The following is a 13691-nucleotide window of genomic DNA, read 5'->3' on the forward strand; positions in this document are numbered from 1 at the left end:
CAGTCGCCGACCGCCCTACGCTTCGATCATGCCGTTGTCCCCGCGTGTGCCAGACCTGGGCGCCATGGACATGCTGCTGTCGGTCGCCCGGCTGGGCAGTCTCGGCAAGGCTGCGGCGGAGCACGGCGTGACGCAGCCCGCCGTGAGCTCGCGGATCAGTCGGATGGAGCGGCTACTCGGTGTGGCCCTGATCGAGCGCACCCGGCATGGCTCGGCCCTCACACCTGCCGGCAGCCTGGTCGCCGACTGGGCGCGGGAGGTCGTCGGCGCGGCCGCGTCCATGGAACGCGGCGTCGATGCACTACGCGCCGAGAGCCACGACCGGCTGCGCATCGCCGCGAGCATGACCGTGGCGGAATATCTGATGCCCATCTGGCTGAGCATCGCGCACCTCGAGGACCCCGACCTCGGCATCGCCCTGGAGCTGGCCAACTCCGCGGAGGTCACCCATCGGGTCCGGAAGGGCGTGGTCGACCTCGGTTTCGTCGAGGGCCCCACGAAACCCCGGGGTCTGCGGACCTCCGTTGTCGGTCACGACAGCCTGGTCGTCGTGGTCGCCCGGTCACACCCGTGGGTCCGCCGGCGGGCGCCGTTGTCGGCTCGAGAGCTGGCCGACACCAAGCTGATTCAGCGAGAGCGGGGCTCAGGCACACGATCCACGCTGGGCAAGGCGCTGATCGATGCGCTCGGCGACGTCGACACGGCGCCGCCAATGCTCGAGCTGAGCTCGACCACCGCGATCAAGTCGGCCGTTCAGAAGGGACTGGCGCCGGCCGTGATCAGCTCCATCGCGGTCACCGACGAGCTCGAGCACGGCCAGCTCGTCGCGGTGCCTGTGGAGGGGCTCGATCTGTCGCGGACCCTCCGGGCGGTGTGGCCCTCGGGTCGGTCGCTGCTCGGACCGGGCCGCACGTTTGTGGCGCTGGCCAGGCGGGCGCACAGCGCGCGCGACCCGCACTCTCAGCTGGGCGTCACAGCGGAGTAATCGGCAGCGAGCGGCCCACGAGCGAGCGTCGTGCGGGCCGCAACTCACGCGCCAGCTCGGCGTAGGCACGCGCGGCCGGGGAGGTCGGGTCGGCCGCCATCACCGGGACCCCTCGGTCGCCCGCCTCACGCAAGGAGATGTCGAAGGGCACCTGCGCGAGCAGCGGAGCATCGAGCGCCTCGGCGAGGATCGCGCCGCCACCGGACCCGAACAGGGGTGTGTGCTCGCCGCAGGCTCCGCACACCATGCCGCTCATGTTCTCGACGACGCCGGTCACCGCGATGTTCGAGTTTCGCGCCATCGCACCGACCCGGGTGGCCACGGTGCGGGCCGCCTGCTGAGGCGTGGTCACAACCAGCAGGGAGGCCTCGGGCAGCAGCTCGAGCACGGAAAGAGTCACGTCTCCGGTGCCCGGCGGGAGGTCGAGCAGCAGCAGGTCGAGCTCACCCCAGTGCACCTCCTCGACGAACTGGGTCAGTGCCTTGTGCAGCATCGGACCACGCCACACGATCGGCTCCTCCTCCTCGACCAGGAAGCCCAGCGACATCAGCCGCACGCCGTGCGCCTGGACCGGCAGCATCGTCTCGTACATCGCCACCGGTGGCGTGGTCACGCCGAAGATCTGGGGGATGGAGTAGCCCCACACGTCCGCGTCGATCAGCCCGACTCGCTTGCCCTGCGCGGCCGCGGCGACGGCCAGGTTGGCGGCCAGGCTGGACTTGCCGACGCCGCCCTTGCCACTGGCGACGGCGACCACCGACTTCGCTCCGCGGGCGCCGACCGTCGTGCGACCGTCGAAGAACTGCTCTGCGGTGGCACGGCGTTCGGTCTCACTCATCACCTCGAACTCGACGACCGGCTCTGCGCCGGGCGCCGCCCGGCGAGCCGCGGCCGCCACGTCGGTGCGAATCCGGTCCCGCAGCGGGCACGACACGGTCGTCAGGCGCACCGTGACCTCGATCCTTCCGCCGCGGCGGGGCGTCACGTCGCCGAGCATCCCGAGCGCATCGAGCGGCAGGTCCAGCTCGGGGTCACGCACTGCGCCCACGAGCGCGGCGACCGCATCCACGTCGATGTCGGGGCGGTGGGCGAGCTTCATCGGTCCTCCTGTGGGGCAATGGTTTCGGTCATGGCTCACAACCGCAGGGCCGGCACTCTGCTGCCGGCGCGGACGGGGTGGTCGCCCGGCTCGAGGCGGACGATCGCCTCGCCGGCCGCAAAGGACTCGAGCCGGTGCGCACTGCCGCACTCGAGAGCCAACGTGCGGCCGCCGCGCTCCTCCAGAAGCACGGGCAGGATGCGGGTCCGGTCGGGGCGACGGTCGAGGGACTGCGCCAACGTCACCGAGGTCCAACCCGATTCAGCGGCGCCGCGCCCGGCCAGAGCGAGCACGACCGGACGGACGAACATCGCGCACGAGACGAGCGCAGCGGACGGGTTGCCGGGCAGCGCGAGCAGCGGGGTGCCGGCCACGGTGCCGAGGCCCTGGGGCGCACCGGGGGAGATGGCGACCGGGTGAAAATGACTGCCGCGGCGGTCCAGTGCCAGTCGCACCACTTCGTGAGTGCCCGCACTGACCCCACCGGCCGTGACCACCAGATCGTGAGTTGCCGCAGCGCGTTCCACCAGGTGGCGCAGAACGTCGGGTCTGTCGTCGGCGGTCGGCGGCAAGGTCGTGACGTCGGCGCCGTAGGTCCGCACCAACGTGGCGAGCAGGGTCGTGTTCGCGTCGTGGACGGCCCCGTCCACCCGACGCTCGCCGGGAGCGACCAGCTCGGTGCCGGTGCCGAGCACCGCGACCCGAGGCCGGCGATGCACTGGCGCCGTGGAGATTCCGGCGGCGGCGAGCACCGCCAGGTCGACGGGGCGAAGCAGACGACCCCGGCCAAGCAGCACATCCCCCGGTAGGTGCTCCTGGCCGCGGCGGCGCACGTGCTGGCCCGCCGGCACGACGACCGGCAGCTCCACTCCGGCAGTCGTGTCGAGCGTGTGCTCGATCGGCACGACTGCGGTTGCTCCCTGCGGCAGCGGCGCCCCGGTCATGATCGGTGCGGCCGTGCCGCGGCGCAGCGGCGGGGGCAGCGTCGAGCAGGCGGCGATCTCGTCGGCCAGGGGAAGGTGGACCGGTACCCCGCCGGTCCCGGCGAGATCGGCGTGGTGGACGGCATACCCGTCCATCGCGGCGTTGTCGAACGCCGGCAGGAACCCGGGCGCGGTGAGGTCGTCGGCGAGCACCAGACCGGTCGCCTCCGCGAGTGGCACACTGCATACTTCGGTCTGCTGGACGAGGGAAAGCGCTGCCGCGACGTGGTCGTCCAGCGACACCGACGTGATCGCGTCCGCACGGCGGAGGGTCATCGTCACGACCGCGCCCCGGCGAGCATCTGCTCGAGGGTGGCGGCCGTATGGGCGGCGCGCTGCTGCCACCAGCGGCTGGTCGGATCGTCGCCGCAGCGCCGGTGCACGTCGGCCCAGCGGTGGGCCTGGCCGAGCAACCAGTCGAGTGTTGCCACCGGGTCTTGCTCCAGCATCGCCCGCAGCGCGAAACGGCGCTCACCGCGCCGGAATCCGACGGCGGCCAGCCGGGCGCCCTCCTGCAGGTCGCGCTGGGTGAGCACCATCCCGGTGCGCACCGGTGCCACGAGCGCGTCGAGCGCGTCGTCGACCGTGCCGGTGGCCGTCAGCGGTTCAGGTGCCTCGCGCAGCGCGAGCGGCAACTGGTCCGGCAGGTCGGCAGTGTCGTGTTCGGACCGCAGCACCTGCAGCGTGAGGTCGGCCCACTGGCCGATCGGGTCGATGCCGAGCCCCTGGACCGCGACGAGGTAGGCGGGCGCCCACGACCAGATGTGCTCGTGCAGCAGGGCGCACCGGGAGCGCCGGAGGTGGTCGGCATGCTCGACGTCGGCGGTGCTGCTCTCGGCGCCGCCCAGCTCCGCGTAGAGCATCAGCAGGGCCCCGAGGTGGTCGGCATCCTCGGGGGCACGCAGGCCCAGCGCCCGCCAGAACCCGGCGACCCGGTCCAGGCCCTCGCCGCCGAGCTTGCCCTCGGGGCCGAGGTGGATCGCGGCGTGCGGCGGTGCGCCGAGGACGAAGACTCCGGTGTGTTCCGCGCCGTCGGGCACGGGCAGGTCCAGACCACGGCAGATCTCGGCGTTGCCGGGAGGTGGGGTCAGGACTGCCGCTCCGAGCGCACGCAGGAGCTCCCAGTGCTGTGGAGCTCGACGCGACTCCTCCACCAGCTGCGAGGTGTGGTCTCGGAGCATCACGTGTCGTGGATCACGAAGGTGTCGGGGCTCGGCTTGAGGGGTCGCATCAACCAGGTCGGTCGGCGAAGTCCGTTCGGCGACACCTGGCCGGCCGGTCGGGTATTGGCCATCCATTCCTCGTAGACCTTTCGCGACTTGACCGAGTCAACGGCGATGTCACCCGCCCGGTCACCGGGCTTGGCGGAGACGACGCGCACCGCCTGGTGCCAGCAGTGCATCCCGGAGATCGGGTCAGGGTGGACCGGGAAGGTGAGGTTCTGGTGGACGCCGACGTCACTCCACCAGATGCGCATCGTGTCCGGGTCGCTGGACTCGTAAGGTCTGGCGCCCTTGATCCGACGCATCATCCACTCGTCCTCGTGCTTGTCGAGGTCAACGGTGGCCACCATCCCGCCAAGGCCCTCGCCGGGTTGCCTGGCGGTGCGCCAACGGCCCATGTGGTGCGAGCAGGCGACCACTCCCGGTCGGATGCCCTCGGTGATCCACGCCTTCGCAACGAAGTAGCCGATGTCGGTCTGCACCCGCACCAGGTCACCGGTGTGCTCGACCTTCAGCCGGGCCGCGTCGCTGGGGTGGATCCAGACAGGGTTGGTGTGCGCGAGCTCGTCGAGCCACTTGGCATTGCCCGTACGCGTGTGGATCTGGGTGGGCAGGCGGAACGTCGACAACAGCACCATCTGGTCGGGAGCAAGCTGGTCGGGGTGCACGTGCGACTTGATATAGCCGGGGATCGCCTGCTCCGGCCAGCCCCAGCCGGCGAGGGTCCCGGACCAGAACTCGAGCTTGCCCGAGGGCGTCGGGAAGCCTCGCCGGACGACGCCGTCCACATCGATGCCGACCGGGCGCCGCCCCTGACCATCGGGTTCGGGTGCCCCGACGGGCGCCATGTTCGAAGCCGGCGGCTTGTCCGTCGAGGTGTAGACCCGCCCCTGCGGGGTGACGTTGAGGTCCCGCAGCTCCTCGTCGGGCACCTGCACCTCATACATCGGGCCGACACCCTTGGAGATCTCGAAGGCGCCGTAGCGACGCATGAACTGCAGGGGGGTCAACCCCTCCTTCTCCGCACGCTCGGGCAGGCCGGGCACCGAGTTCTCGAACATCCAGCCGTAGTACTCATCGACGCTCAGCTTCTCGCCCGGGTGGGCGCGGGACTCGTGGTACTGCCGGATGCCGAGGCTCCCGTCCGGGTCGATCCGCCAGGAGAGCTCGATCCACCACTCGTTCTCCTCCCACACCTCTCCCGGGTTGACCTGGCGGCTGTCGGTGATCGTCTCGCCGAGCCGTTCACGGGCCGCCCGCAGCACCGGTTGGCGGAATCCGAGCCACTGTCCGTCGTACTGCTCGTAGGAGTGGGTGTCGTGCCGTTCGGAGCCGTGCCCCATCGGCAGCACGTAGTCGGCGAGAAAGGCCGACTCGTTCCACGTGGGGGTCAGCGCCACGAAGCAGCCGACCTTCTCCTCATCGCTGAGGACGTCCATCCAAGACAGCCCGTCCGGGTTCGTCCACACCGGGTTGTAGACCCGGATGAAGTAGGTGTCCAGCCTGCCGCGGCCCTCCTTGAGAAACTGCGGGAGCAGGAAGGACAGCTCGTTCTGAGCCAACGGGAACTCCATCGGCCAGGTCAGCTCCTGCCAGACCCCCGGGTGAGGAGGGGTGTGGATCGGCTTCGGGACGAACTTGTTCCACGCATTGGGGAACAGGCCGCCCTCGGTGCCGATCGCGCCCAGGAGTGCGGAGATCAAGATGAGCGTGCGGGTGATCTGCCAACCGCCCAGGTTGGCCGCGGCCGCCGAACGCCAGGAGTGGGAGGAGAACCGAGTGCCTGCGTCCGCGACGACCTCCGCCATCTCTGCCAGAGTGGCGGCGTCGATGCCGGACTCCTGCGCGGCATACTCGAAGGTGAACTCGGCGTAGATCGTCCTCAGCGCGTCCTCGAACGCCTCAAAGGTGACCGGTGCCTCGGGGTGGTTCGCCTCGAGGTACTCCTGCCAGTTCCACCACTTGCGCACGAACTCCCGGTTATAGCGCCCGGTGGAGATGATGTGCTGGCAGACGGCGAGGTTGATCGCCGACTCGCTGCCCGGCTGCGGCGAGAGCCAGTAGTCCGCGTGGGTTGCGGTATTGGACAGTCGAGTGTCCAACACGATGAGCTTTGCGCCATTGGCCCGCGCCTCGGTGATCCGCTGGGCGTGCGGGTTGAAGTAGTGCCCGGTCTCGAGGTGCGAGCTGATCAGGTAGATGACCTTGGCGTTCGCATGGTCCGGGCTCGGACGGTCCGCGCCCATCCAGAACTGGTATCCGGCGCGGCCGGCGCTGGAGCACACGTTCGTGTGCGAGTTGTGGCCGTCGACACCCCAGCTGGCCATCACGCGCTCGGTGAAACCGTCCTCGCCCGGGCGGCCGATGTGCACCATGATCTCGTTCTGACGCTGCTCCATGATCGCCGCGCGCATCCGCGCAGCGATGGCGTCCAGAGCCTGATCCCAACTGACTCGCTCCCACTGTCCCGAACCGCGTTCCCCGACTCGGTGCATCGGGTAGAGGATCCGGTCCGGATCGGTGATCTGGTTGATCGTGGCCGGGCCCTTGGCGCAGTTGCGACCCCGGCTGCCGGGGTGCTCGGGGTTGCCTTCGAACTTGCGCACGTGCAGGTCGTCGCGGTCGACGTAGGCCAGCAGGCCACAGGCCGACTCGCAGTTGAAGCAGGTCGTGGGCACCAGCATGTAGTGATGCTCCTCGCGGCGGGGCCAGGCCCGCGAGTCGAGCTCGACCCAGTCGTCCCAGCGTTCCTTGGGCGGGAACGCCGCGAGGTGGACCCCGCTGGGACCCTGGTAGAAGGTCTCACCGCGCGCCTCGACGTCCTTGCGGGCGGCGGAGACTCGCTGTGCTCGCTCGGAAAGGGACGGTTGGGCTGCTGCAGTCTTGCGACGGATCACGGGCAAAGCTCCTCAGGCCAGGGGGACGGACTGGCCGGCCTGCACGTAGGCGTGCTCGTGGGCCAGCAGTCCGATCAGGGCGAATGGGACGGCGACTGCGCCGATCCAGGGGGCGGCGACGGCGACGGCGATGGCAACGAGGCCGACGCGGAAGAACACAGCGAAGCGGCCGCGGGTCATCTCCCGGGTGGCCAGGTGGGCGTGGGCGGTGACGTGCGGCAGGGTCAGCTCGGACCAGACCAGCAGCAGGTGAATGGCCGCCGCGATGGTGAGGGTGACCTCGATCGCCGTGACGGCGGAGCCCGGCGACAGCGCGAGCGCGAACGGCAGCAGCGCCGCCGCCCCGGCGAGCACTGCCTGCACCGCGAGGTGCGCTGGCAGTAGCGGGTTCTGCCAGAGGTCACGAGCCTTCGCCTGGGCGAAGAGGTAGGCCGTGTAGCAGGCGGTGGCGACCCCGCCGACGGCGGCGAGCACCCCGAGCACCTCCTGAGTGGTGCGCAGGTCGAGCAGCGCCGCAATCAGGTAGAGGGTGGCGAGCCCGGCGAAGGCTGCGAGAATGAACGATCCCCGGACCAGCCAGCTGCGCCACTGGTGCCGGGTGAAGATCATCCAGAACCGGAACGGGTGCTTGAGGTCCCAGATCAGCAGGACCCCGGTGATGCCGAGGAAGACCAACGCGACCAGCGGCGCGACATACGAAACGGTCGAGTCGCCCCAGCCCATGAAACCGGTGAGCGCGAGCAGGACCGCCACGACGAAGGCGCCGGAGCCGATGCTCTTGGTCCAGGTGTAAAGGCTGACCCGCCACCCCCACGGTGCTCGGTGCGGCACGTCGTAGGAGAGCAGCGCGGCCGCCGACGAGCGCGACCCGTCGGGGTTGCCGGACGGCACGATGTTGGAGCCTTTCGGGCCCTGCTCGGCCCAGGCGTAGAGGCCGCCGTCCGGTCGGGCGGCGCCCAGCGGGTCGAGCGTCGCCTGGTGGGCGCCGAGGTAGAAGACGCCCGGCCCGGTCTCCTTCTCGGGGCGGCGGACCGACACCGGTCGACGCTGCACGGCCTGCGCAACCTTCGAGGTCGGGTCGTTGCCGTCGCCGACGATGATCGCCTCCGTCGGGCAGACCGAGACGCAGGCCGGCTCGAGTCCTACATCGAGACGATGCGCGCACATGTTGCACTTCTCGGCCGAGTGGTCCTCGGGGTTGATGAAGATCGCGTCGTAGGGGCACGCCGCCATGCACGCCTTGCACCCGATGCAGATGCTCTTGTCGAAGTCGACGATGCCGTCCTCGCGTCGAAACATCGCGCCGGTCGGGCAGGCGGTGGTGCACGGGGCGTCGGTGCACTGGTTGCATCGGGTGACCTGGAACGCGCGGCGGGCGGTCGGAAACTCGCCGACATCCACGGATTTCACGTAGGTGCGGGTGACCCCGACGGGCACCTCGTTCTCGCTCTTGCAGGCCGTGGTGCAGGCATGGCAGCCGATGCATCGGGTCTGGTCGAGCACCTTGAGCCAGCGGACCGGCCGTTCCTGGGTATCCACCATTCGTCCACCCTGGCACGACGCTCCCGCGATCGGTACCTAACACAGGCTTGGGTAGGGGTGATTGGACCCAAGTCTGACTTGGGGGGTGGTGGCACCTGCGTGCTCATCGATGGCGTCGCGAATCATGGATGCGGGCGAGCCCGACCGGGGTGAGATGTCGGGCGGCGCGGAGGGCGGCGGTCAGTACGGTGTCGACCAGGCGCGCGCGAGCGTCGGGTTCTCCAGCGTAGCCGTTCCGGCGGGTGCGGCGCGCAGCAGATCTTTCGGCCTGGTGGCGCAACTGATCGAGATTCGGGTGAGGCGGGAGCGAGGAGCGCGCCATACGCCCACCGACGCAACCTATGGCGACTGTCGCCCAGCCGGCGGCAGGCATCACCGTGGGTCACCGACGTGACGGGTGGGCTCGGTGACCGTTGACCTGGGCTCAGGTTCGTTCGGGGCGAGCGCGCAACGGCTCCCGTTGGCGTGCGAATTCGTCGAAATTGTCCGAATGCAGCCAGGTCGTAAGGGCGTGCTGCACGTGTGGCCAGTCGATGTCGGTGATGGCGTACCAGGCGGTGTCTCGGTTGCGGCCCTTGACCACCGTGGCCTGCCGAAATCTGCCTTCGTAACAGAAACCCAACCGCTGCGCCGCGGCGCGTGAAGGGGCGTTCAGCGCGTCGCACTTCCACTCGTATCGGCGGTAGCCCAGGTCCTCGAAGACGTGATGCATGAGGAGGAACTGGGCTTCGGTCGCGGCCCGTTGGCGCTGCAGCAGCGGTGAGTAGTGCACATGCCCGACCTCGATCGATCCCGCCGCAGGAGTGATTCGCAGGTAGCTGAGGACCCCGACCGCGGCATCGACGGCCGCGTCGCCCGCTGCATCGGTGGTGACGACGGCATAGAACATCGGGTCCGTGGACCTCGACTTCACCGTGACCCAGTCCTGGTAGGACGCCAGATCCCGAAACGGACCATACGGAAGGTAGGTCCAGCTGCCACCATCGGTGTCGAGGCTGTCGGCGGCGAACAGCTGCTCCGCGTGCTTTTCCGGATCCAGCCGTTCCAACCGACAGTAGTGACCCTTCAGGACCGTGGCGGATGGCACGGCCGGCGCCGTCCACCCCTGCACGATGTCCCCGATCGGTTGGCCCAGCTCATTCACACCCATGCGTGCAGTATGGACGTCGGAGGTCACCGTCGGCCGGTGCGGGGTCACTGCCCGTCGGGTGCTTCGCGCAGCGGCGACAGCGCGGCGATGAGCGCGGCGGCCGCAAAAACGACGATCACCCCGATGAGCGTGCGCTGATCGCCGATCAGCCCGACGGCCACGCCGGCAACGAGAGCTCCGAGCGCACCCATACTCCGGTTGATCGAGCGCCTGGTGGCGTTCACCCGACCGAGCAGCTCATCCGGCGTGTGCCCCTGCCAGTAGCCCATCTCATTCGAGTTCTCCAGGCCGGCGGCGAGACCCTGCAGGCCCATGGCAACGAACAGCAGGACGTGACCAGCGGTGGTCGGAGCGGCGAGCGCCACCAGAATCCAGGCGACCGGGTAGGCCTCGCGCGCGAGGATGATCGTGCGTCCCGGTCCGAGTCGGGCGCCGACCCTTGGTGCGACCGACGCGCCGATCAGGCTGGTGATGCCGAAGACCGCCAGCAGCAGCCCGTAGGCGTAGCCGGCGACGCCGAGGGAGCGCAGGGCGAAGAGGGAGAGCACGGTCATGGCGGCTCCATTGGCGAGGAACCAGACGTGCGTCGACGCCGCCATGGGGCTCAGCGTGCGATGGCGGTAGGTCCACTGCAGGCCGCCGCGGATCTCCGCGCGGAGATTGCGGGTGCGGGGGCCGGGCGCAGGCTCGTCGACCCGCAGGCCCGCATTGAGTGCCGCATCGACCAGATAGCTGATCGCGTCGACGATGATTGCCACGGGGGCGCCGAGCAGCCCGACGAGCCCGCCGCCGATCGCCGGCCCGAGAGTCTGAGCGGCGGCGTCGCTCTGATCGAGCCGCGAATTGGCCAGGACCAGCCGCGATCGGGGCACCAGGCTAGGCAGCAGGGACTGGGTCGCGGCGAACCCGAAAACCGAGAAGGCGCCGAAGAGCAGCAGGGTGACGACCAGCATCCAGATCTGCAGGACCCCGGTCAGCCACAGGATCGGGATCGCGCCGAGAGAAACAGCTCGTCCGACGCTCGCCCACACCAGGATGGGCTTACGTCGCCACCGATCGGCGTACGCGCCGGCGATGAGCCCGAGCACGGCATACGGCAGGAACTGAGCGGCGCTCACGACGCCGACCTCGAACGGTGCCGCGTGGAGCAGCTTGACCACCAGCACCGGCATGGCCACCGCGGTGACCGCCGTGCCGAAGGAGCTGATCGTGGCAGCAGTCCAGTACCGAGCGAACGACGGGCGCGCGGTCGGCGCGAGAACCTCCCCCATGAACTCGCTCCCCTCCCCGTCGTCGCCTGCAGACGACGGTAGTCGAGGTCTGCCTGCCACGGGGAGTCGTGTCACGATGGCCACCATGGTGAGGAATGCGACTCGGCGCGGAACCCTCTCGGCAGACCGCATCGTCGCCGAGTGCCTTGCCATGCTCGATGAGCGCGGTCCGTCCGGGCTGACGTTCCGCAAGATCGGTGCGCGGCTCGGCGTCGACCCGACGGCGCTCTACCGGCACTTCCGCAGCAAGGACGAGTTGATCCTCGCGATCATGGATCACCTGATCGAGCAGGCGCTCGACGGGTTCACCGAGTCGGACGACTGGCGCGACACGATCCGGGACCTGCTGCAGCGCAGCCGCGCCGTCTATCTCGCCCACCCGCACGCCGCCGTCCTCGGCACGATCCGGGTCACGCGCCGCGATGGCGAGATGCGCATCGTCGAGATCATCCTCGGCGCGTTGGAGCTTGCCGGTTTCACCGGCGAGCAGGCGGCCCGGCTCTACCGGGTGCTCGATGACCTCAACCTGGCCTTCGGCAGCCTGGACGCCGGGTTCCGCATCCTGGACGAGGAGCAGCAGGCGAAGGATCAGGGCGCCTGGAGCAGGGAGTATGCCGTGCTCGACGCCTCCCGGTTCCCGCGGATCGCGCGCGCCACCGCGTATCTGCCGCTGATCGACGAGGACTCGACCTTCGCGCTCGCGCTTGATCTCACGATCGAGGCGATCGCCGCCCGCGCGGCCGCCCTCCCCACGAGCCAATAACACCGTTGTCAACATTGTTGACTAATGAGTCGATCCGTAGTTCCCTGGTGTGACCCGGTTCACGGGTGCAACGATCAGTGGCCAATGGGGCGCCGCTGCCGGGCACCGTGTTGAAGGAGTGTGGCTGTGAGTGTGGACTGGATGCTGGTCGGCGGTCGACTCTTCGACGGGCATGCCCTGCACCCGACCGCGACCGCGCTCGCGATCCGGGGCGGACGCATCACCGCTGTCGGCACCGACCGTGAGGTCCGCGACGCGGTGGGGTCGGCCACCGAGGTGATCGACGTGGCCGGGCGGCTGGTGCACCCCGGTTTCACCGATGCGCACGTGCACGCGGTCCAGGCCGGCGTCGAACGCCGTGGTTGCGACCTCAGTGCGGCCGACGGTGCGGACGCCACCGCGGCGGCGGTCGCCGCGTATGCCGCCGGCACGCACGAGCCGTGGATCGTCGGCGGCGGCTGGTCGATGGCCGACTACCCCGGCGGCACTCCGGATGCGGCCGTGCTCGACCGGATCGGCGCGATCGCAGACCGGCCCGCCTTCCTGGTCAACTGTGACCATCACGGTGCCTGGGTCAACTCGGCGGCCCTGCGCCTGGCCGGCATCGACGCCGACACCCCGGACCCAGCCGACGGGCGTATCGAGCGCGATGCGGACGGGCGGCCCACCGGCACCCTGCACGAGGGGGCGATGGACCTCGTCGGCCGGCTGCGACCACCGACACCGGTCGCGGAGCTGCTCGCCGGGCTCGAGGAGGCTCAGCGGGTGCTGCACGGATTCGGCATCACCGGGTGGCAGGAGGCCATCATCGGTGACTACGCCGCCACGCCGAATGTGATGCCCGCCTACCTCGCGGCGCTGGCCCAGGGCCGGCTGACCGGACGCGTCGTGGGAGCGCTGTGGTGGCCCCGCGACGTCACCGACATCGACGCCACCGTCGCGGCGCTCGCCGCCATCCGGGACGACTCGTCGACGGAGGCGTTCCGCCTGACGAGCGTCAAGATCATGGTCGACGGTGTGCCCGAGAACCGCACCGCCGCAATGAAGGACCCCTACGTGACCCGCTGCCGGTGCGGTGGCTCGGAGCGCGGCATCGCCTACTTCGCACCCGAGGTGCTGAACCCCTCCGTGGTCGCGCTGGACGCCGCGGGCTTCGACGTCCACGTGCACGCCATCGGTGACCGCGCCGTGGCCACCGCCTTGGATGCGATCGAGGCGGCCCGCGCCGCGAACGGCCGGAGTCAGGGTCGCCACCACATCGCGCACCTGCAGATCATCGATCCGGTCGACACCCCGCGCTTCGCGGAGCTCGGTGTCACGGCCAATCTGCAGGCCCTGTGGGCCGCCAACGACGACTAGATGCTGCAGCTCACCAAGCCGTCGCTCGGGGAGGAACGTTCGGCCTGGCAGTACCCGTTTGCGTCTCTTGCGCGCAGCGGCGCGCACCTGGCCATGGGTTCGGACTGGCCGGTCAGCACCCCTGATCCGTGGGCGGCCATCCACGTGGCCGTCAACAGACGGGAGCCTGGGCGCCCCGATCAGGAGCCACTTCTCGCCGACGAGGCGCTGGACCTGACCACCGCGCTGTTGGCGTACACCGCCGGCTCGGCCTGGATCAACCGTCACGACCGGGCCGGCCGGATCCGGCCCGGGGCACCCGCCGATCTCGCCGTGTGCTCCTCCAACCCTTTCTCCCTGGACTCGGCGGACCTGCACACGCTGCGCACCGACCTGACCTTCGTCGGTGGCGACGTCGTCTGGTCCGCCTGACTCGCCAC

The 13691-nt window shown here is 69.9% G+C and carries 9 protein-coding genes and 1 pseudogene; 3 read left to right on the forward strand and 7 right to left on the reverse strand.

Annotated features, from left to right (window positions below):
* Positions 1 to 28: 28 nt before the first annotated feature.
* On the forward strand, positions 29 to 985 hold the full coding sequence (locus FGL98_RS03905; protein ID WP_146315415.1) for a LysR family transcriptional regulator: 957 nt from the start codon (positions 29 to 31) through the stop codon (positions 983 to 985).
* Here FGL98_RS03905 and FGL98_RS03910 read toward each other — a convergent pair.
* From FGL98_RS03910 to FGL98_RS03940, 7 genes are all read right to left on the reverse strand, one after another.
* Positions 972 to 2084: an Mrp/NBP35 family ATP-binding protein gene (locus FGL98_RS03910; protein ID WP_146315416.1), complete on the reverse strand. Its 1113-nt coding sequence runs from the start codon at positions 2082 to 2084 to the stop codon at positions 972 to 974. The genes FGL98_RS03905 and FGL98_RS03910 overlap by 14 nt on opposite strands.
* A gap of 35 nt (positions 2085 to 2119) precedes the next feature.
* A complete protein-coding gene (locus tag FGL98_RS03915; RefSeq protein WP_246136366.1) occupies positions 2120 to 3343 on the reverse strand; it encodes a molybdopterin molybdotransferase MoeA in 1224 nt (407 codons plus the stop codon).
* Positions 3344 to 3345: 2 nt separating this feature from the next.
* A complete protein-coding gene (locus FGL98_RS03920; RefSeq protein ID WP_246136367.1) occupies positions 3346 to 4248 on the reverse strand; it encodes a molecular chaperone TorD family protein in 903 nt (300 codons plus the stop codon).
* On the reverse strand, positions 4248 to 7187 hold the full coding sequence (locus tag FGL98_RS03925; protein WP_222432005.1) for a molybdopterin-dependent oxidoreductase: 2940 nt from the start codon (positions 7185 to 7187) through the stop codon (positions 4248 to 4250). Before FGL98_RS03925 ends, FGL98_RS03920 begins: the two co-directional genes overlap by 1 nt.
* 12 nt (positions 7188 to 7199) lie before the next feature.
* On the reverse strand, positions 7200 to 8729 hold the full coding sequence (locus FGL98_RS03930) for a 4Fe-4S dicluster domain-containing protein (protein WP_146315422.1): 1530 nt from the start codon (positions 8727 to 8729) through the stop codon (positions 7200 to 7202).
* Positions 8730 to 9153: 424 nt separating this feature from the next.
* Complete coding sequence (locus tag FGL98_RS03935) at positions 9154 to 9879, reverse strand: GNAT family N-acetyltransferase (protein ID WP_146315424.1); 726 nt, start codon at positions 9877 to 9879, stop codon at positions 9154 to 9156.
* Positions 9880 to 9923: 44 nt separating this feature from the next.
* Complete coding sequence (locus tag FGL98_RS03940) at positions 9924 to 11150, reverse strand: MFS transporter (RefSeq protein WP_146315426.1); 1227 nt, start codon at positions 11148 to 11150, stop codon at positions 9924 to 9926.
* A gap of 85 nt (positions 11151 to 11235) precedes the next feature.
* On the opposite strand from FGL98_RS03940, the gene FGL98_RS03945 reads away from it, so the two are divergent.
* Entirely contained in the window at positions 11236 to 11913 is a 678-nt protein-coding gene (locus FGL98_RS03945) for a TetR/AcrR family transcriptional regulator (RefSeq protein ID WP_186525964.1), read from the forward strand.
* Between the two features lie 141 nt (positions 11914 to 12054).
* Positions 12055 to 13683, forward strand: a pseudogene (locus FGL98_RS03950) (amidohydrolase).
* Positions 13684 to 13691 lie beyond the last annotated feature (8 nt).

Source organism: Leekyejoonella antrihumi (genome assembly GCF_007845645.1).
Lineage (GTDB): Bacteria > Actinomycetota > Actinomycetes > Actinomycetales > Dermatophilaceae > Leekyejoonella > Leekyejoonella antrihumi.